Source organism: Vibrio sinaloensis, from assembly GCF_023195835.1.
Taxonomy (GTDB): domain Bacteria; phylum Pseudomonadota; class Gammaproteobacteria; order Enterobacterales; family Vibrionaceae; genus Vibrio; species Vibrio sinaloensis_C.
Genome location: NZ_CP096200.1, coordinates 307,556 through 326,624, shown reverse-complemented (window position 1 = coordinate 326,624; position 19,069 = coordinate 307,556). Strand labels below are relative to the sequence as shown.

General features: G+C 48.0%; 15 protein-coding genes. 4 read left to right on the top strand and 11 right to left on the bottom strand.

What is annotated here, in order from left to right:
* Nucleotides 1-4: 4 nt before the first annotated feature.
* Nucleotides 5-529: an NUDIX hydrolase gene (locus MTO69_RS15025; protein WP_248335210.1), complete on the bottom strand. Its 525-nt coding sequence runs from the start codon at nt 527-529 to the stop codon at nt 5-7.
* A gap of 273 nt (nt 530-802) precedes the next feature.
* On the opposite strand from MTO69_RS15025, the gene MTO69_RS15020 reads away from it, so the two are divergent.
* Nucleotides 803-2,467 (top strand): ATPase RavA domain-containing protein, encoded by a 1,665-nt coding sequence (locus MTO69_RS15020; protein ID WP_248335209.1) that lies wholly within the window; start codon nt 803-805, stop codon nt 2,465-2,467.
* A gap of 10 nt (nt 2,468-2,477) precedes the next feature.
* Entirely contained in the window at nt 2,478-3,923 is a 1,446-nt protein-coding gene (gene viaA / locus MTO69_RS15015; RefSeq protein WP_248335208.1) for an ATPase RavA stimulator ViaA, read from the top strand.
* A gap of 78 nt (nt 3,924-4,001) precedes the next feature.
* Here viaA and MTO69_RS15010 read toward each other — a convergent pair whose 3' ends face one another.
* A complete protein-coding gene (locus MTO69_RS15010) occupies nt 4,002-4,310 on the bottom strand; it encodes a cysteine-rich CWC family protein (protein WP_248335207.1) in 309 nt (102 codons plus the stop codon).
* A gap of 66 nt (nt 4,311-4,376) precedes the next feature.
* Complete coding sequence (locus MTO69_RS15005) at nt 4,377-5,303, bottom strand: DMT family transporter (RefSeq protein WP_248335206.1); 927 nt, start codon at nt 5,301-5,303, stop codon at nt 4,377-4,379.
* A gap of 144 nt (nt 5,304-5,447) precedes the next feature.
* Here MTO69_RS15005 and MTO69_RS15000 point away from each other — a divergent pair, with 144 nt between their 5' ends.
* On the top strand, nt 5,448-5,909 hold the full coding sequence (locus MTO69_RS15000) for an Lrp/AsnC family transcriptional regulator (protein ID WP_248335205.1): 462 nt from the start codon (nt 5,448-5,450) through the stop codon (nt 5,907-5,909).
* 73 nt (nt 5,910-5,982) lie between these two features.
* On the opposite strand, the gene MTO69_RS14995 is transcribed toward MTO69_RS15000, so the two are convergent.
* Nucleotides 5,983-6,459, bottom strand: coding sequence for a MarR family winged helix-turn-helix transcriptional regulator (locus MTO69_RS14995; protein WP_248335204.1), 477 nt, complete (start codon nt 6,457-6,459; stop codon nt 5,983-5,985).
* A 375-nt stretch (nt 6,460-6,834) separates the two neighbouring features.
* Between MTO69_RS14995 and MTO69_RS14990 the strand changes: the two genes are divergently transcribed.
* Nucleotides 6,835-8,406 carry a BCCT family transporter gene (locus MTO69_RS14990; protein ID WP_248335203.1) on the top strand — a complete coding sequence of 524 codons (1,572 nt, stop codon included), beginning with the start codon at nt 6,835-6,837 and terminating at the stop codon, nt 8,404-8,406.
* A gap of 51 nt (nt 8,407-8,457) precedes the next feature.
* On the opposite strand, the gene MTO69_RS14985 is transcribed toward MTO69_RS14990, so the two are convergent.
* The 7 genes from MTO69_RS14985 to MTO69_RS14955 all read right to left on the bottom strand — a co-directional run bounded on the left by MTO69_RS14985 (nt 8,458) and on the right by MTO69_RS14955 (nt 18,822).
* A complete protein-coding gene (locus MTO69_RS14985) occupies nt 8,458-9,177 on the bottom strand; it encodes a 3'-5' exonuclease (protein ID WP_248335640.1) in 720 nt (239 codons plus the stop codon).
* A 7-nt stretch (nt 9,178-9,184) separates the two neighbouring features.
* Nucleotides 9,185-11,074 (bottom strand): putative nucleotidyltransferase substrate binding domain-containing protein, encoded by a 1,890-nt coding sequence (locus tag MTO69_RS14980; RefSeq protein ID WP_248335202.1) that lies wholly within the window; start codon nt 11,072-11,074, stop codon nt 9,185-9,187.
* 129 nt (nt 11,075-11,203) lie between these two features.
* On the bottom strand, nt 11,204-12,952 hold the full coding sequence (locus MTO69_RS14975) for a formate--tetrahydrofolate ligase (RefSeq protein WP_248335201.1): 1,749 nt from the start codon (nt 12,950-12,952) through the stop codon (nt 11,204-11,206).
* 259 nt (nt 12,953-13,211) lie between these two features.
* Nucleotides 13,212-13,400: a hypothetical protein gene (locus tag MTO69_RS14970; RefSeq protein WP_248335200.1), complete on the bottom strand. Its 189-nt coding sequence runs from the start codon at nt 13,398-13,400 to the stop codon at nt 13,212-13,214.
* Nucleotides 13,401-13,439: 39 nt separating this feature from the next.
* Nucleotides 13,440-15,797, bottom strand: a complete 2,358-nt coding sequence (locus MTO69_RS14965) for a fatty acid cis/trans isomerase (protein ID WP_248335199.1) — start codon at nt 15,795-15,797, stop codon at nt 13,440-13,442.
* A gap of 118 nt (nt 15,798-15,915) precedes the next feature.
* Nucleotides 15,916-17,526 (bottom strand): VRR-NUC domain-containing protein, encoded by a 1,611-nt coding sequence (locus tag MTO69_RS14960; protein ID WP_248335198.1) that lies wholly within the window; start codon nt 17,524-17,526, stop codon nt 15,916-15,918.
* A gap of 63 nt (nt 17,527-17,589) precedes the next feature.
* Nucleotides 17,590-18,822 carry an L-lactate MFS transporter gene (locus tag MTO69_RS14955; protein ID WP_248335197.1) on the bottom strand — a complete coding sequence of 411 codons (1,233 nt, stop codon included), beginning with the start codon at nt 18,820-18,822 and terminating at the stop codon, nt 17,590-17,592.
* Nucleotides 18,823-19,069 lie beyond the last annotated feature (247 nt).

Here is a 19,069-nt window from a genome sequence, read left to right as displayed (position 1 = left end):
TCTCCTAAAGGTAACCACACAATTTGGCTTTACTTAAACAGGCGATGGTTTTGGCATCTGTGATGTCACCGCTAATAATCATGCTCTCGAGCTCAGAAATGGCAAAGGCCTTCACCTCGATCACTTCATCTTCGTCACAGCTGTAGCGCTGGGTTCGAGTCAACTGCTTAGCGACAAACAGGTGTTGTATTTCGTCACAAAAGCCTGCCATGGGTGTCACTTGACCAAGAGGTAACAGTTGCTGTGCGCTGTAGCCTGTCTCTTCTTCGAGCTCTCTTAACGCGCACGCTTCAATCGGCTCATCTTTTTCTAACGTGCCTGCGGGTAACTCTATCAGCCATTTTTTTAAAGAAGGACGAAATTGATTGACCATGATAATCCGACCATCGTCGTCAATCGGCAAGATGACAGCCGCTCCGGGGTGAGAAATCGTGGTGTGCATAATGATATGACCATTAGGCAGAGCGACTTGCTCTTCGATAAGGGCGATACGTTTCCACTGATGGAGGGTGTGTTTGCAGGTTTCCATGGGATCTAATTTGTGTCCTTGCTCTAGCCGAGCTTAACCATAGCGCTTCAATGCTTGGAGATAAAGTCCAATTATGACTTCAGCTTACTTTGCCTTGCAGTCATTAGTGATAAGGATCTCAAAAGTGGAAACAAAGGTTTCAATAAGTTATCGAAAAACCGCTTCTGCTATAAAGACTGACCAGTCTGCTAAAATTGCACTTGTAACAAAGTGATAACAAATGTATAAAATCATAAGTTCAACCCAGTTTTATGATGTTAGGAGAGCACAGTTATGATGAGCACTAGTCGAGTCTCCCACTCGCAAAAAGCCTTGCTCTCTGAACGTATTAATAAGCTTGCAAAAGCCTTGTCAGATGGGGTTTATGAGCGCGAAGAGACAATCAAGCTTTGTCTGCTGGCTGCGCTTGCAGGCGAAAGTGTATTTCTACTCGGTCCTCCTGGTATCGCCAAAAGCTTAATCGCGAAACGATTGATTCAAGCATTTGATAACTCTTCCTACTTTGAATATTTAATGACGCGTTTCTCTACCCCAGAGGAAGTGTTTGGTCCGTTGAGTATTCAAGAGCTAAAAGACAACGGGCGCTATGTGCGTTTGACTGACGGCTATCTTCCTAATGCGCAAGTTGTTTTCCTTGACGAAATCTGGAAGGCCGGTCCTGCGATTCTTAATACGCTATTGACTGTGGTCAACGAAAAGACATTTAAAAACGGCAGCGAAATTCAACGCGTACCAATGCGTTTGTTGGTTTCGGCCTCGAATGAGCTACCAGATGAAGACAGTGGCCTTGAAGCACTATATGACCGAATGCTAGTGCGTGTGTTTGTCAACCGCATTCAAAATAAACAAAACTTTAAATCAATGCTGACCGTCGGTACTCCGCAAGAAGCGGAGATTCCTCAGGGCTTAGCCATCACCGACCAAGAATATCATCAGTGGCAGTCTGAACTTGAGCAACTTGCGCTTACTGACGACGTGTTTGAAAAGCTGTTTGAGCTTAAGAGTCTGTTAGAGAGCGCAGCAAGCAAAGCGACAGGCGTCGACATCGCAGAAACCGACATGTATGTGTCGGATCGCCGCTGGAAAAAAGCCGTCAAACTGCTGAAAGCCAGCGCCTATTTTAACGGGCGTGATGCGATCAATCCGCTCGATTTATTGCTACTTCAAGATTGCTTGTGGAACAGCCCAGAATCGCGCGATGTCGTGCGCAGTGTGATTCGTGAATTTGCGTTGCACCACGCCTTCGACCAACAAGAAGTAGAGCAACAAATCTCTTTATGCCGTGAAGAGTTGGCCGATGTTCAAGAAGAACTTGAGTCAGAATTTGGCATTATGGTGTCGATGGAGTCAACCACCGGTCTGCTTAAAAAACAGGTACACAGCTATGACATCTCGGACGCAAAACGTTGTCAGGTCGGTAGCACCTTCGATTTAGTTAAGCTGGTTTTGCTCCAGAGTAATATGTCTGTTTCTGAGTCTGAAAAGGGTGATAGCCGCTGGGTTTACATCCCCAAGACGGATCTGGAACGAGTGATTAAGGAAGGCCAAGGTGACGTGTATGGCTACGTTAACCAAAACACCAACCTTTGCCGCTTACGCTTTGAACTCGATGGCGCCAGTAACCTAGTGATTAAGGACATTGCCAATCGCGCGGTATTGGTCGCTCTAGTGACCAATAGTGGGTTGGACGAATCGCTTTACCAGCAATGGCTGACCAAGAGCGAACAGGCGCTCGCACAACTTGAACATGCAGAGCATCATCTGCGTAAAGTCCGTTCTCAGTTCCATGGTGCTTTGCCACATAACTTCGTTGACCAAGAGCTACCACGAATGATGGAAGCGAGCTTGCAACAACTACAACAAGTGCTTGAAGCCACCAAGGTCGAGTGTGAACGCACAGTCTTCCGCTTCAAGAACTTAAACGAGTTCTTCTCATAAGGATCGCACCATGTTAGGAGCCGATGCACTCAACCTTGCCCTTGCGATAGCCGATTCAGGAATGATCGATAGTGCTGTCAATGAGTTAATGGCCCGCTCTCAGGTGATGGTGGTGGCCGAAAACCGTGGCGTGAAGTCATCGGTTAAAAACCACCTATTGAAGTGGCGAGGCAACGTGAAGAAGCGCATCACCAAGGTGTGTGAGACTGACCGTTTCCAGCAGGAGTTGGCGCTGTATCAAGAGGTGATTTACTGGAATGAGGCTCAGTTCTTTGAGCGCATCCCTGAAGTGCTTAAGAAGCTTGAGTGGCATTCTGCCTTTTATCTTAAAGCGAGAAAAATGCTCGAGAAGAACAAAGGGGTGAACAACCCTATGTTCCCGCATTACTTCTGCGATCAGTGGTATCAAAGCCTATCTGATGCCCTTCGCCAGGCCCAGTTGACAGAGCTTGAAGCAAACAAAGAGAAAGTGCTCAAAGATCTGTATCAGCGCATGGAAACCATGAAAAATATGGATAAAGTCGCGGAAGAGGGCGATGAGCATAGCGTCGGTAAACTGTGGGATATGGCTTCAGCCAAGCTGAGCAAAAATGATCTTACTGTGATGAAACGCCACGCTGAGTTTTTGAAAAAGAACAAAGGGCTGCAAGAGATCGCTGAACAATTGGGTCGAATGGCTGGGCAAGTCGACGACCCAGATCTGAATCGAGCTCCAACTGAAGAACTGCAGATGGTAGAAGAGAAGTCGGATGAAGCGACAGACGATATTGTCGGTGTTCATGAGAGCGACGATCTTAACAAACTGCTCCCTAACGAAACTATGTTTCTCGCTTATCCTGAGCTCGAGGTGCTGTTTTACAAACACCTTGTCGACAAACGTTTGATGAACTATCGCGTGCAAGGTAAGTCTCGAACCTTACGTAAAATCCGCGCTCAGCAACCAGAAAATCAGCAGGTCGATGTGGAGAAGGGGCCGTTTATCGTCTGTGTCGACGCCTCGGGCTCTATGAGCGGCTTCCCTGAACAGAGTGCTAAGGCGATGGCGTTCGCCTTAATGCAGGTCGCACTGGCAGAAGATAGGGATTGCTACGTGATTCTGTTCTCTACCGAGCAAATCACTTATGAGCTGACCAAGCAAGATGGCCTGCGTGAAGCCAGTGATTTTTTGAGTTACAGCTTCCACGGTGGCACGGATTTGGAGCCTGTATTATTAAAATCTATCGACCTCATGAGTAGCGGGAAGTACAAAAACGCGGACATGGTGGTGATTTCAGATTTCATCGCGCCAAAGCAGTCGCCTGAACTCGCTGAGAAAGTGGTGGAACTTAAGAAAGCGAAAAACCGTTTCCATGCCATTAGCCTATCTAGATTTGGTAATCCAGAGTTAATGACTATGTTTGACCACAATTGGGCCTACCATCCTAACTTGGTCGGACGATTGATGAAGAAATGGTAATGCAAAAAGGAGCTCAGTGAGCTCCTTTTTCATACTTATCCGGTCAAGTTAATTCTGTAAAAGGTTATTAAGCCATATTTAGGCCAAAGGCGTTTCAGATAAGCACTGACGGCAGAGACAGGCTTGTCCTTGCTTGAGGTGGCTAATGTCTCTTTTTTCTAAGTCGAAGCACCAACACGTCTGTTTGCCTTGGCTAAGATCGCATTGCGCAGGCGCATTGCATGATGGGCACTGATGAGTGGTTTGCATTCCCTGTATGTTCGCGATGATGGTATCGCGCTGCTGGTCGCTAAAATGACGCCATTGGATGATTTCATCCATCGTACGATGGCATCCGCTACAGATCCCATCGTTATTTTTACATGCCGCTATGCAGGGAGTATTCAATGTGAGTGCCCAACCAAGAAAGATTGCCCAGAACTATACCCATATTAGCCAGCAACATCAAAACGATTAACGTTTGAATGATGGCGGTTGATATTGCAGCGAGCGGTCACGTTTAAGAAAAATGTTGCTGGCAATCAAACTGCCACAGCAGACTAAACCAAGCGCAACCCAACCTGTGCTTGAAGGGTATTCAGAGAAGACAGCGATTGCTAGTAGTGTCGCAATGGCAGGGGTCGCAGCGCCAAAAGCAGCAGTGCGCTCTGCGCCCAGTATTGAAATGGCATGCAGGTAGGTAAATGCCGCAATTAGGCCAGCGCCCACCCCTTGCAACATGACATGCCCAAATAGCTCTTGCCACGGCCACTGCGCAATAGGGTGCTGAACGAGAAAGCTGTCAATGTGCCCTGTCGCAATGAACACCGCCAAACAGAGCGCAGATAGCAGAGAAACCAATCCCGATGCGACCAAAGGGTTTAGATTGGAGACACGTGCACATATAGTGAACATGGCCCACATTGCGCTGCCGAGCAGAAACAACACATGGCCTTGCAGCAACTCATTTTGCACACTGACCAAGCTTTGGGAGAGAAAGGTGGTGATCCCCAGTACCACAAGTCCCAGTCCAAAGACCCGATGAGCACTTAGCGGCTGTTTAAAGAGCAAGACCGCAATGGCTGACACAAACAGAGGAAGCGTACCAGGTATCAAGGCACTGCCGTCAGAGACTGGGGCGCTCTGCATGCCTGTACCGGCGATAAGCAGGTAAGGCAGGCCACTACCGATAAACATTCCCAAAAGATAGCGCTTTGGCACGGACCAAATTTGCTGGCGCGCTTTATAGACGATGGGCAGTAACACCAGACAAGGCACAATAAATCTCGCCAATGCAATGTCTCCGGTTAATAGCTCGGAGTGTGCGCCGCTGCGCAATGAGAGAAAAAAGCCTGACCAGAGCAAAAGTGTTGCCACCATTGCTAAATAACCTGAAGCCATAATATTCATCCGTGATCGCAATTAAGTTGTTAACATTATGCGGCGAAATCAATGCGCGTATCTGGCAATATTGGGCAAGAATGATAAATAGATTGCTGGTATATCGCGTATTATTGTTAATTGTTGATGGAAAAGAGCGTGACGATGGATAGGATTGATAAACATATCTTAAGGTTGCTGCAGCAAGATGCTCGTCAGGCAACCGCTGATATAGCGGATAAAGTCGGACTTTCTCCCTCGCCATGTGCAAGGCGGATAAAGCGTCTTGAGGAGACGGGCATTATTGCTAGCTACCGAGCATTTTTAAGCAAGGACAAGGTGGGGATTGGGATGACGGTCTTTGTTGAAGTGAGTTTAAGTAACCACCAGGCGTCGAGTATTGATGAGTTCGAACAGGCTATTCAGGATATGGACGAAGTTATCAGCTGCCACGTGGTGTCGGGTGCATACGATTATTTACTAGAGGTCGTGAGCCACGACTTGGCTGGGTATGAAGCCTTTACTCGCAAATTGCAGCGCTTAGATAACGTTAAAGACATTCACACCCATTTGGCCATTCGCCAAGTCAAAGGGGGAAGTGAACTGCCGATATTTAATCGGCCTTAACTTACTCGATGTTAGTGAGCACCATCGAACAATGGCGCTCAAAACTTCAGCCAGTGATATAGCTAAGATTGGGTTATTCGGTTTTAGTGATACTGCCTATTTCCAGAACGGGGGCGACGTCATAATCTTCGGCATTCATCATTGATGAAAGACGTTGCACTGACGAGAGCAGCAGCGATTGCTCCCATTCCTCCAAGCGCTGAAACTTGGTAATAAAGCTTTGCTGAAGAGGGGTTGGGGCTTGATTGAGCAAATCGTCCCCTTTCTCCGTTAGGTGGGCGTGGACTTTTCGCTTGTCTTTGCTGCTCCGAACCCGCTGAACTAAACCGTTGCGCTCCAAGCGGTCGAGAATGGTCGTCGCAGTGGCCTGACTCATATTGGTATGGTCAGATAGCTGACGAATGGTCACTTCACCCAACTCGCGAATTGAGCGCATTAATATCAACTGTGGTCCGGTTAGGCCAGACTCTTTACTCAGTTTTTTTGAGTGCAAATCGATCGCTCGAATGATTTGGCGAATCGATATCAGGACTTCTTCGTGTTTTTCCAATGCAAGACCTTAATTACTATCTTATTTGTAGTGCTAATAACCACGCAAAATACAGGAATCGGACGCTGAAAAAAAGTCTCATTTATCACAAATAGCCTTTGTTGATTCAAGCGCCATTCATATTTTGTTGTTCATGTTTAGTGTACTAAAATTTCTAACTCATTAAATACTACTATTATGGTTGAATATTGTACGTGCGGTACCCTTTTTAGTGCAATACTGGTTAAAAAATAGGGCATTACTGGAATTTTGTAGTCAGTTGAGTAAAATAATGAGAGGTGTGTCAGATTGTAGTTTCAAAATCATCATTTTAACTCTAATGATTTCTTCATTGGCAATCTGTTGTGCATTTGAAACGAGAAGTAGTGAGGAATAATGACTAAAGGCATAGATAAGTACAGTATCGACAGCACCGACTATACAGTTGGCCAAGATAATGTACAGAAATGGGGTTTCGATGTGCACAATCCAGTCTTCGGCTGGAGTGCAGGTCTTATCGCAGCGTTTTTAATCGCTGTATTAGTAATGGATGCCGAGTCTGCGAAAGCAACGTTGGATGGCATCAAGTGGCAAATCATCGGCAGTTTTGATTGGCTGTTCATCTGGTCTGGCAACATCTTTGTGATTTTCTGCTTGGCACTTGTCGTCTCACCGTTTGGTAAAATTCGTTTAGGCGGCTCTGATGCGACCGCTGACTTTTCATACCTCTCTTGGCTTTCAATGCTGTTTGCTGCGGGTATGGGTATCGGTCTGATGTTCTGGAGTGTCGCAGAGCCAGTGGCTTATTTTACTGGCTGGTATGAAACACCGCTCGGTGTCGAGGCGAATACGCCAGAAGCTGCTCGATTGGCGCTCGGTGCGACTATGTTCCACTGGGGTTTGCACCCGTGGGCAATTTACGGTGTGGTCGCTTTATCATTGGCGTTTTTTGCCTACAACAAAGGCTTACCGCTTTCGATCCGTTCTATCTTCTACCCAATTCTAGGCGACCGAGCTTGGGGCTGGGCAGGTCATATCGTTGATATCTTAGCTGTACTCGCTACGTTGTTCGGTTTGGCTACTTCACTGGGTCTTGGGGCTCAGCAAGCGGCCAGTGGTATCCACCATGTATTTGGCATCGAATCTGGCCTGACACTGCAAGTTATTGTGATTACTGTGGTCACTTTATTGGCGGTAGTGTCGGTTGTGCGTGGTATCGATGGTGGCGTGAAAGTGATCAGTAACATCAACATGGTTATTGCTTTCCTACTGTTGATTCTGGTTGCTCTGATCGGCTACGCAATTGTGCTAGGTAACATAGGCACCACCGTTATGGCGTATGTGGAAAACTTGATTCCACTAAGTAATCCGCATGGTCGTGAAGACGAAGCTTGGTTCCAAGGCTGGACAGTATTCTACTGGGCTTGGTGGATTTCATGGTCACCATTTGTGGGTATGTTTATCGCACGAGTATCGAAAGGTCGTACCGTACGTGAATTTATCACAGCGGTTCTTTTGGTCCCAACTGCGGTAACTGTGATCTGGATGTCTACGTTTGGTGGTCTGGCGATTGACCAAGTGGTCAACAACATCGGTGAGCTAGGTGGTCAGGGCCTCACGGACGTGTCACTGGCGATGTTCCAGATGTTTGACGTGTTGCCTTATGGGTCTGTTCTGTCTGTGATCGCGGTAGTCCTTGTGCTGGTGTTCTTTATCACCTCATCGGACTCAGGCTCACTGGTTATCGACAGCATCACTGCGGGTGGTAAAGTCGACGCGCCAGTTGTTCAGCGTGTGTTCTGGGCATTTATGGAAGGTGCGATTGCGGTTGCGCTACTTTGGATTGGTGGCTCTCAAGCGGTGCAAGCGCTGCAAGCGGGGGCTATCTCAACAGCGCTACCATTTACCTTTGTGCTACTGCTGATGTGTGTCAGTCTCATCATGGGTATGAGAACTGAACGCCAATAAACGTTTAGGTATTGAAAAGGGGCGCTGAGCGCCCCTTTCTTTTATCCAAAGTTACACCCAAAGCTTATTAATTGGGGTTTTACGGTCATAGTGATAGGCGATTTGCGCCTGCAAAAGCTCCGCTGTAGCTACTGCATCGGTGAGCGCGTGGTGAGGCGTGTATTGAGGTAACCCATAGCGAGTTCGGCTTGCTCCAAGTCGAACCGACTCGGGTTTACGTCCACGTATTTTGCTTAGAATCCCACCATTGCGTTTTTGCTGAACCTGGGTTTCGATTTGCATTGTATCGACGACGGGAAATTCAATCCCCTCATTGATTCGTGCCAGCAGGGCATTGGCAAAAAACTCGCGCTCAATGCGTTGATAATGCACCACAATAATACGCCCTGCCATTTGCGATAGAACATCTTGATAAACCCCCGCTAAGTCTGGCGCATCCAGAACATCGGTATGTGTAATACCATGTATAATCACCGACTCTTCTGCCAGTTGTTTGCGCGGTTTTACCGTCCAGTGCTTTGCTTGATTAACCAAAATACGATTAAGAGTAAAAGGGACAGTGCCAATGGTGATGATATCGTCCTGCATAGAGTCAAGACCCGTGGTTTCAAAATCCATGGCGAGGAAGGTCACTTCATCCAGCGGTGTATTGGGCTCTGGCATGCCTGCCGCGTAATAGTTGCGCAGTGATGGATCGATGACGACTTCAAGCTTGCGAGCAAATTTACTGGGCCAGTCTATCGAGGGAGGAGACATGAGTTTACTAATCATCATTGCCTCACTTCATCTTGTTACTGGCGGAGTAGCGAAACTTAAGGAAGTTCTGCGCGTTACTGAGGATTTGAAATGCATCTTTGAGATTACGTCGCTCGAAATCCGATAAGTGTTCTGGCTCGATATTGTTATCTGGTTCTATTTGATTTTGCACGTCGTAGGCTTGGTGACGGATTCGCACCATTGAAATAAACTCAAGGGCATCACTGAGATCGCGCGCTTTACCTTTGGGCAAAATACCCGCTTCATGAATATCATCAAGACGTTCGAACGAGTTCTTGGAGCGCGAACCCACCGCCAACGCATGAACGCGGATCAGGTCTGCCAGTGGCGCAGTACCACGACGCTTGAGGTTAATCGAATTTTTGTGCTGACCATCTTTTTCCATCACAAAGTCTTTAAAAAAGCCCAGCGGTGGGGTGCGATTCATCGCGTTTCGCGCCAAGCAGGCTAAGAAACGGTTGTTCTTGCGAGCGCGGCGCACAATGAAACCATTAAGTTGCTCTGCCCATTTCAAACGTCCGTAGACACCATCAAGATCAAAGAAAATCGATGCATTTAATAAGGCTTTAGGATTTGGGTCGTCAATCCAATCGGCGAAGCACTCTTCCCATTCGGTGCGTGTCATACGCCAATCGGGGTTGGTCGCCATGATATCACCGGTGCAGTAGCTATAGCCGCACTTATCTAAACCATCACAAACCCGTTTGGCGAGTTCAGCAAAATAGTGGTCGTGCTGCTCTTTGACAAAAGTGTTGTCCAAGATAATGGCATTATCTTGATCCGTCACCAACAGCTGTTCATCACGCCCCATTGAACCGAGGGCAACAAAACAATAGGGGATGGGAGGTTCTCCGAGTTCTTCTTCCGCCAGTTCAATGATTCGCTGTTTGAAACTGCGGCCGATGACCGACATCGCGCTGCCTACCATGTGTGAATTTGCATCTTCGTTGACCAAGCGAACGAAGCTGTCTTTCACTTGCTCGGATAGCGCGGCGAGTTCATCAACCGACTGCTGCTGGAAGATACTGCTAACCAAGAGTAGCGAGTTCTGCGACTCGTAACGGACGATGTCTGTCGCTTCAATGATACCAATTGGCTTTTTGTCTTTAAGCACGGGGAGGTGATGGACGTTGTAGCGCAGCATAGTCAACATCGCCTCGTAGACATAGGCGTTATGATCGAGCGAGATCACTTCTGTTGTCATGACACTGGCAACCTCGTCGTGCGGATCAAGCCCTTGAGCCAGCACTCGCGTGCAGAGATCTCGGTCGGTGATGATGCCGACAAGCGGGTTGATGTCCTCTTCGTTGTCCTGAGCGATATCTGGGTCGATGATCAACAAAGAGGAGACATTTTCATCCGCCATCTTGATCGCTGCGTTCTGAATCGACTCAGTTTTGTGCACAAATGGCGCTTCACCGCTCAACAATGTACGCAGTTTGGACGTGGTTAAATCGTTTTGTTCGCTGGTGTTGGAAACGGTGTTGCGTAAACGCGTGGTGTCTTCAACTTCGACGAAGTCAGCGAATGCCTCGTGGTTCTCATACAGTTCTTGGAACACACTCTCAGGAATACAGTACAGCAAGCTGTCTTTGATGGCTTTGGCGGGAAAACGCACTTTGTTGTGGGTTAACAGCCCCATTTGGCCAAACAGGGAACCTTCGTCTAAACGGTTGTACAGCTCACCTTTGCGGCGATAAATTTCGATAACGCCACTTCGCACAACATAGAGGTCATGAATCTCGTCACCAAAGTGAATGATGGGCGTGTCTTCGCGATAATAAGAGATCTCGACATTTTGAGTAATGTAATTGAGTACATCATCTTCAAGCTCATCAAAAGGGGGGTGTTGCGAGAGGAAGTTTTTGATTTCCAGCAGCTCTGCTTCCATAGAACGTCCGATATATTTTGGGGAGACTATGGACTAATGGTACAACATCTAACTACTCACTGCATGTTTGCTGGAGTATTTGTAGCAGGACTGGCGATCAATTAGATCGCCAGTTTTCAAGACGTTAGTTTAGCTCAGACCGATGATGTCACCGTTATCATCGATATCCAAATGCATAAAGGCGGGCTTTTCAGGTAAGCCAGGCATGGTCATCACATTGCCACACAGAGCGTAAACAAAGCCTGCTCCTGCGCAGAGCCTAAGCTCACGTACAGGTACATCAAAGCCGCTTGGCGCCCCTTTAAGCTCACCCATGGTGGAGATCGACATTGGAGTTTTAGCCAAACAGACCGCTAAATGATCAAAGCCGTGCTGTTTAAGTTCAGCTAACTGCTGCTTGGCCTTATCGCTCAGAGAAAGACTCGCCGCGCCATAGCCATGCTCAGCAACGGCCATCAGTTTTTCTTCCGTTGTTTGGTTAAAATGATAGAGCGGAGTAAAAGTACCAGATTGAGCACACTGCTGACGTACTTTGTTGGCTAACTCAAGCGTTCCTGACCCGCCAAGCGCGAAGCCTTCACTAATGGCCACCTCGACGTTGCCATCGAGCTGTTCAACCCACTGCTTGAGCAAGTTGAGCTCATGAGCACTATCCTGAGGGAATCGATTAATCGCTACTACCGCAGGAACCCCGTATTTGTTGACATTGTTGATATGCCATTTGAGGTTTTCAAATCCTGCCAGCAGTGCGTCGTAGTCGTTTTGATAGATAGTATTAGGTATGGCTTGCCCCGCAGCGAGAGCGTAGCGGCCCGAGTTGGCCTTGAGGCCACGTAAAGTCGCCACAATCACTGCGCAGTCTGGCGCTTTACCCGAGACTTGCGCTTTGATGTTACACGCTTTTTCAAACCCCATATCTGAGCCAAAGCCGCCTTCAGTCACGGTGTATTCGCACAGCTTAGTGGCGATGTTGTCGGCGATGATTGAAGAGTTGCCGTGGGCTATGTTGGCAAAAGGTCCAGCATGGATAAGCGTAGGCACGCCCTCTAATGTTTGCATCAGCGTCGGCTCAATCGCCTCTTTCATACTGACGGTCATGGCTCCAGCGACCTGTAAATCCTCGGTGGTCACGGGTTGTCCATCGAGATCATAGGCCAGAACTATCTGCCCGATGCGGGCGCGTAAATCTTTTAAATCATGGGCGAGAGCCAAAATTGCCATTAGTTCAGATGCGGCGGAGATGTCAAAGCCGTCTTGTCGCTCAATTCCATTTATGGTTTTGCCCGGTTCATTTTGTCCGACAGTGACCATACGTAGCGCACGGTCGTTGTGGTCCATCACCCGCTTCCATACCACGCGGTTTGGGTCGATGCGCAGCGCCTTCATGCCACTGCGCTGCGCAAAATCTTGATAGCCCAAGCGCTGTTCGTGATATATACGGGCATCAATCGCTGCTGCGGCAAGGTTGTGCGCGGCGGTTACCGCATGAATATCACCAGTGAGATGGAGGTTAAGCTCCTCCATCGGCGCCACTTGCGAGTAACCACCACCGGCTGCGCCACCTTTGACGCCGAAAATCGGTCCCATAGAGGGCTGACGAATACAAGCCATAACCGAACAATCTTGTTTGGCGAGCCCTTGCGCTAGTCCAATGGTGGTGACGGTTTTTCCTTCACCCAGCGGAGTAGGGGTAATGGCAGTGACCAGCACTAACTTACCGCTGGGCTTAGCGTGCAATCGCTTTAACGTGTTAAGGGCGACTTTTGCTTTGTATTTTCCTTGGCTGTGATATTCGCTTTCAAGTAATCCGGCGTGTGCCGCGATATCAGCAATGGGACGGAGATTGGTGTGACGACAAATTTGGATATCAGACAGCATAAAACCCTCAAAATAAACACACAAAAAGTGAGGCAATCGTTTGCGTGTAAATAATAGCGCCTAAACGTGCTTTGTAAAGCGACATTTATAGTATGGGTATGACTTTAACCTAAGTCTAACAGAGGGGGATTGATCACCGTCATTGGTCGTGGGACTGAAGCACACTAAAAGCGCAAGCATCTCTGGCCCCAATTGTGTATTGGATTGATAGTTGGGTTGACGAAAAGCATAACCCCCCATGTTAACGGGGGGCTATGATTTAATACCAGTCATCTTCCGGGAAGAGCTTACCCTCAGGTGCGTATGGATCATCATCAAAAGGGTGCTCAGATTTGTTGCGTAAGCTTTCCAGTTGATGCTCTAGCATGGTGACGGTGTCGTAATCACCTTCGGAACAGGCGACATAAATCTGTTGCTCCAGTGCTCTAATGCTATCGTTAATACCCATAGTGACCTCCATTTGCGTTGCTAGCGCAGTTGAACGGTTTTACCTATTCTCAAATCTATTGTAGTCAAGCAAACCAAATTCGATAGGTTGATTGTCTTGGTACCACTGATGCACCTTGTCGCTAAACGGCCAGAACTTGTCTGAGCTTCGACGAATCGCGAACGTATCCAGTAACTTAATGTAATCGTCTTCGCTTTCCATGGTGCGCAACATATTGACCAGTTGAGGAATCTGTTGCTCTTTGAGTGATAAATACGCAGCGGGATAGCTACCGATCACTCCACGAACAAGGGTTAAGTCATCACTATCAGGATCGCGGTTGCTCTCTTCGTCAAACAGACTCGAGATATTGGTGTGAGCATTATTGTGCAGTAGGGTAAACAACTGTTCGTCACCTCGTTGCGATTCAATCATCAACATCATGATCTGTGGCACAGGTGTAAGACCTCGTCCTTTAATGTCATCGATGGAGCGCAGCAATGCCTCGTTTTCTGGGCTAAAACCTGTTTGTTCAATCGCGTAGCGCTGGTTCAACACTGGAGCAAGCTGGGTTTTGAGAATGTCATACAGCTCTGCTTTGGGGTCGTCGGTTTGATAAGGCACTTGTGTCGGTTGATCGAAAGGCTCAACGTTGCGCAGCAAGAAGTCACTCAACTGAGGGCTCTGATCTTGATACCAGCTAGAGTGTTCTTGATGGCGCATCTCTCTTGGCAGCAACGCGATAAAGTTACTTTCTCCTTCTAAGCGCAAGAAATCCATAAACATTCTAGTCATTAGCTGGTGGCCGAAGTTGCCGTAGACATCAAAACCTGCCACCAACAAGTAATGAATTCGCTCAATCAGCGCATAATCAAGAATCCAAGCGGTTTTTGGCGCATCACCGACAAGGCCTTGCACCACCGATGCACTGTCGAAATGCCTAAACACAGTCAGTGCGGCATTCGGGTTAGTACCGTCGCCGGTCCAAATAATGTCGGTGGTGAGGTACTTGCCGTTTTCAAACCAGCCATTAATAAACTCAGATTTGGCCTCTAGATAACGAGCTTGCTGACGCGAGTAGGAGACCCAATTGGTGACCGGTAAGGTGTTACTCTCTAGTTCACCTGGGAGTTTCAAGTTTTCAGCTTGCGAGCGGTAAAACTCGTTAACTTCAGGGATGTCGGCTTTTTCAGGATCGAGAAAGAATACCCAGAATCTATCGTTGATTACATTAAGAGCCAGTTGACCGCGACAGACCGGACCTTTGATATAGGCATTAATGGTATTTTGAGCGTTATCGAGCATAAATTTGAAACGCGCTTTCACCGGCAAATCGATGAAAGCGGTCATCGGATTGGCGGCGATATCTGGCTGGTAACTCGGTAGCGTTTCGACCGTGTAGTCGGCGTCGATAAACCAGTTTTTCCAGTTAGTGATTCGCTCTTGATTGAGGGCGAACGGCATATGAGTCTTATCCACGATGGTGGATTGGATTGGAATCAATCGATAGTAGACGCGCTCTACACCCGGGTCATCATAGGGGCGACGCGTAGCAATACGTTGCACAGGTTGGCCTGGCGGGGTGGCTGAGCGCACCAAACGGAAGAATCGCGGTGTGACTTCGTTGAGGTCTGAAAAGTACAGATGGGACAAAAATAGGTGCTCATAGATATAGCGCGCGGTTAACTGCACTTTGCGCGGGCTTTTATTGAGCAAGGTTTCGTATTGATAAACCAGCTCTGCTTGTTCAGCCGTAAGCGCGATAGGCTGGTTCATCTTAGCACCGTTTTTAAGCCAAGTTATTAACGTTGAATACTCGTTGCTTGAGAGGTTTGGCATACCATAAGGCATGCCCCAGGTGGGGTAATCTTTTAGGTACTGATCGTACTCTTCAATTGTTGGACACACTTGGCTGCGGTCGATGGCAAAGTCGAAGCCCTCTAATTGTGTTTGCTCGGGTAGCGGGTGTGCTTCTTTTTGCTGCAACATACGAGCGATTAAGCCAGCTTCTAGGTTGGCGGTTGGATTTTGTGCACGCTCATTGAGGACGGGATGAAAGTTAAAGTCACGCCACTGCTGAGTGGTTTGCGCATCCTCGAAAAGACGGTGAGGTGTAGCAGCAATCAGGCGTGTTCCCTCGTAAACCAGTTCTTTGCTGGCGCCTCGGTCGATGCCTTGGGTTGATGAAAGCTTAAGCTGACAAGGCGCGTCGTAACAGGCGTGACAAACCACACAGCGGTTATCAATAATCGGCTTTACTTGGTCGAGGAAAAAGTCGCTGTCATAGCTTGCAGGCTCACTGTCACGCTGCTGGACCGCAGCGACGCCAAACAACTGGTCGTAGTTCAATCCTGCATAAGTCGCACAACCGGCGAAAGTCGTGACTAAAGCCAACATCAAAAAGGTTCTAAAATTCATACGCCTAGTTTCATTCTGCACACAATGGGCTAATTGCAGCAGAAGGTGCGAAGATGATCAAATAAAACCTTGTTAAAAAGAAGAAAGCCTTGTCCATTGGCTGTCGTTTACTCTGATGCTAATGATTGACGTAGGCGACAGAAAAAGGGATGTTGAGCTGTTTGAACTGCGCAAACCAGCGCCACTGGTTATCCTGAACCTTATCGCCAGGGCCTTTTACTTCCAGCCAGCGATAGTGGCCATCTTGGAACAATATCAGGTCTGGCATTCCGCTACGAAACAGTTTGATGTCGCTTAGTAATACTTTAAATAGGGCGAGGAGGTCGCTTATCGGTATGTGTTGCTCACATTGTTCGAGTAGATCAAGTTCAATCAATCCCCAATGGATGAAAGGATTGTTGATGCCTTGCTTTTCGCTATAGGTTTGTTTGAGTTGTGCATAGCCATGTCGAGCAAGGTGGGTTTCGATTTGCTCCAGCAGTGGTTGGCGCTTAGAGCAAAAGTCCGCATGATAGAGGTCGAGCGGGCGATATTGATATCGATTAAGGAAAGCGCCTTCGACAGGGGCGAAAATTGCCTGCCAATAGGCAAGGCCAAACAGCCCATTGAGTAATAGATTTTCTAGATAGTAGACCTGATAACCGAGTGATTCAAAGTGGCTTTTCACCGCCATTTCAACCCGCTGTTGAGTTAAATCCAGCTCCAGGTGCTGTGTCACAACTTGTGGTTTCTGCACTCTGGGTACGCGAATACCTTGCTTACGCCGCAGACGCTGATCAAGCTTGGCAGCGACTTCTTGCTCGGCGAGGTCATGTGGCTGAGTTGTCATGTTGGTGACAACGTCACTCATTAGCTCCAACTGATCAAGTGCATCGTAAATGCGCGCCTGGCGTTCACGCGAAGGCGGAAGCCTTGTCTGTTTAAACCAATGCAAACTTTGTTCATAGCACTTCAATCGCTCGAGATCGCGGGCCATATCGTTGATCAAGTGTTGTCGCTTTCGCTCGACATACGGGTGCTCAACCGCAGCAGGCATTTGGGCGAGCAGAGTATAGAGCGACTGAGCATCTTTACGGTCACTCTCTAGGTACAAGCTTTGCAGTTCAGACAGCTGTAACAGCTGATTGACCTGCTCTCGATCAGCAAAGAAGCGCCGAGCCTGACTGAGTTGGTATCGCTCAAATTGATGCAATCCAAGTTCGTCTAACACAAACTGGCTGAGGTCTTGATGAGTATTGGCGAAAAACAGTGCCAGCAGCAGCTTGATGACATGCGGGTGGAGCAGCTCTATCACATCAAACGGCAGTCGGTCGAAGTCAGCAAAAGCGGTGTCTGGTAACTGTTCGATGAGTTGATCTTTGCGCCACGACTTATGGCTAAGTTCAAACAGTGTCAGCAACTCTGGTTTGGTCAAAAGCTGCTGTGCCAGCAGGAGCGTGCTGATCGTCGGGTTAAGGGTGACCATCCCCTCCTGCTCTAGCTGTTCCAGCGCCGCTGCTAGTTGAGGGATTTCTTTATACTCAAGTTTGTCGGAGCGAAACCAGTGACCTTTGCGCGAAAGCAAACGTACCAACAAGCATTGGGCGGCGTGATTGAGTCCATTAAAACGCTCTAGCCAATCTTGCTCGTCGCTAGAGAGCAGATCGGAGTACCATTCTTCGGCGTGGTTGGTGAGCTTTTTAAAGTTGTTTAGATAGTAGTCGGCGGCGAGTTCGATTGGCTCAGACATAGTCACTAGATACAAAAAAGGCCTAACCTTAAGGTTAAGCCTTTATAGCATTAAATCAACAGATTAAGCATGCTTTAGCTGAGCAATCTTCGCTTCTGTCATCGGTTTGGTGATGAAAGCAAGAACAATACAAACCGCCATCATCGCCGCAGAGATAGTGTAAGCCAGCGTGTAGCCTTCGCCGTTAGTCATTGAGTAGCCAACAACCGCCGCACCAATTGCACCACCGATACCCCATGCTGTGTACAGCACGCCGTAGTTGGTGCCGTAGTTTTTCAAACCGTAGAACTCAGCGGTTAAGGTTGGGAATACCGCGAGCAATGTGCCGTAACCTACCGCTGCGATTGCTGTACCAATAATCAGCGTGAATTCAGTCTTAAACGTTGCGAACAGCACCATGTTGATGCCCTGTAGAACGAACGCCAGAAGAAGAGTACGTACGCCACCGATCTTGTCTGCAAGCATACCCGCAGCAACACGGCCACCAGAGTTAAATACCGCGAGGATAGACGCTAGATAAACCGCGTTTGGTAGGTTCGCTTGAACGCTGGCGATAGTGGTGATGTTACCGATGATCATAAGACCAACAGAAGCGGCGAACGCGTACATGATCCATAGAGAGTAGAACTGTGGCGTTTTAAGCATCGCTTTCCAAGTGAGGTCGTCAGACTTCTTTACAACCTTCGGTGCTTGACCTTGTTTTACTTTAGGTTCAGCTGGCGTGTAACCCGCAGGCGGGTTGCTGATGGTTGCTGCCAGAGGAACAGCGATAGCAAGAATAGCAACACCAAGCACTAGGAAGCTGGTTTGGATGCCCATGCTGTCGATCAGTGCAGAAGTCACAGGAGCTAAGTAAATCGCGGCTAGACCAAAACCTGCTGCGATAATGCCGTTAACCATGCCTTTTTTCGAGGCGTGGAACCATTTCATCGCCGAAGGCGAAAGACAGGCGTATCCAAAACCAATACCTGCACCAGTGATCACACCAAAGGTAATGTTTAGCATTAGTGGCGAGTTGACAAAACCAGAAGCAATCATCCCTAGGCCAGTTAGCACTGTACCCAAGATAAGGATTAGGCGTGGGCCCATGCGGTCTTGGAGGATACCGGCAACCAGAAGACAGATAGAGAAAGTAATAGTTGCAGTCGCATATGGCGCAGACGCTTCAGCAGCGCTCCAGCCAGACTCGGTGACTAATGCTTTGTTAAACACACTCCAAGCATACAGGATGCCAAGACAAAGGTTGATACAAAATCCTGCTAGCAGGATGCGCATTGCTTTATCAATCTTGCTCATTGTTCTTCTCGTTTTTCCCCGCTGGCGAGGATAGGTTAACTGGCGATTTCATCAAATTTAGTTTGCGTTTATCAACATTAAGCGCAATGGGCGCGAATTATAACCGAATAAAATGTGATTGGAATCTCTTTTTCAACTTAATTGAAACTAATTGAATCGATGTTAATAGCTTGTTGCTGGAATAGGTGTGGGTTATCGATTAGCTGGGAGAGCAGGTGAAGAAAATGGATGAGACAAATAGGGTGGT

Excerpts from the sequence above, each read along its gene's own strand:
- MTO69_RS14975 (WP_248335201.1), bottom strand. The coding sequence starts at position 12,952 with ATGCTGTCTGATATCCAAATTTGTCGTCACACCAATCTCCGTCCCATT.
- MTO69_RS14970 (WP_248335200.1), bottom strand. The coding sequence starts at position 13,400 with ATGGGTATTAACGATAGCATTAGAGCACTGGAGCAACAGATTTATGTC.
- MTO69_RS15020 (WP_248335209.1), top strand. The coding sequence starts at position 803 with ATGATGAGCACTAGTCGAGTCTCCCACTCGCAAAAAGCCTTGCTCTCT.
- MTO69_RS14965 (WP_248335199.1), bottom strand. The coding sequence starts at position 15,797 with ATGAATTTTAGAACCTTTTTGATGTTGGCTTTAGTCACGACTTTCGCC.
- MTO69_RS14990 (WP_248335203.1), top strand. The coding sequence starts at position 6,835 with ATGACTAAAGGCATAGATAAGTACAGTATCGACAGCACCGACTATACA.
- viaA (WP_248335208.1), top strand. The coding sequence starts at position 2,478 with ATGTTAGGAGCCGATGCACTCAACCTTGCCCTTGCGATAGCCGATTCA.
- MTO69_RS15025 (WP_248335210.1), bottom strand. The coding sequence starts at position 529 with ATGGAAACCTGCAAACACACCCTCCATCAGTGGAAACGTATCGCCCTT.
- MTO69_RS14955 (WP_248335197.1), bottom strand. The coding sequence starts at position 18,822 with ATGAGCAAGATTGATAAAGCAATGCGCATCCTGCTAGCAGGATTTTGT.
- MTO69_RS14960 (WP_248335198.1), bottom strand. The coding sequence starts at position 17,526 with ATGTCTGAGCCAATCGAACTCGCCGCCGACTACTATCTAAACAACTTT.
- MTO69_RS15005 (WP_248335206.1), bottom strand. The coding sequence starts at position 5,303 with ATGGCTTCAGGTTATTTAGCAATGGTGGCAACACTTTTGCTCTGGTCA.
- MTO69_RS14980 (WP_248335202.1), bottom strand. The coding sequence starts at position 11,074 with ATGGAAGCAGAGCTGCTGGAAATCAAAAACTTCCTCTCGCAACACCCC.
- MTO69_RS14985 (WP_248335640.1), bottom strand. The coding sequence starts at position 9,177 with ATGATTAGTAAACTCATGTCTCCTCCCTCGATAGACTGGCCCAGTAAA.
- MTO69_RS15000 (WP_248335205.1), top strand. The coding sequence starts at position 5,448 with ATGGATAGGATTGATAAACATATCTTAAGGTTGCTGCAGCAAGATGCT.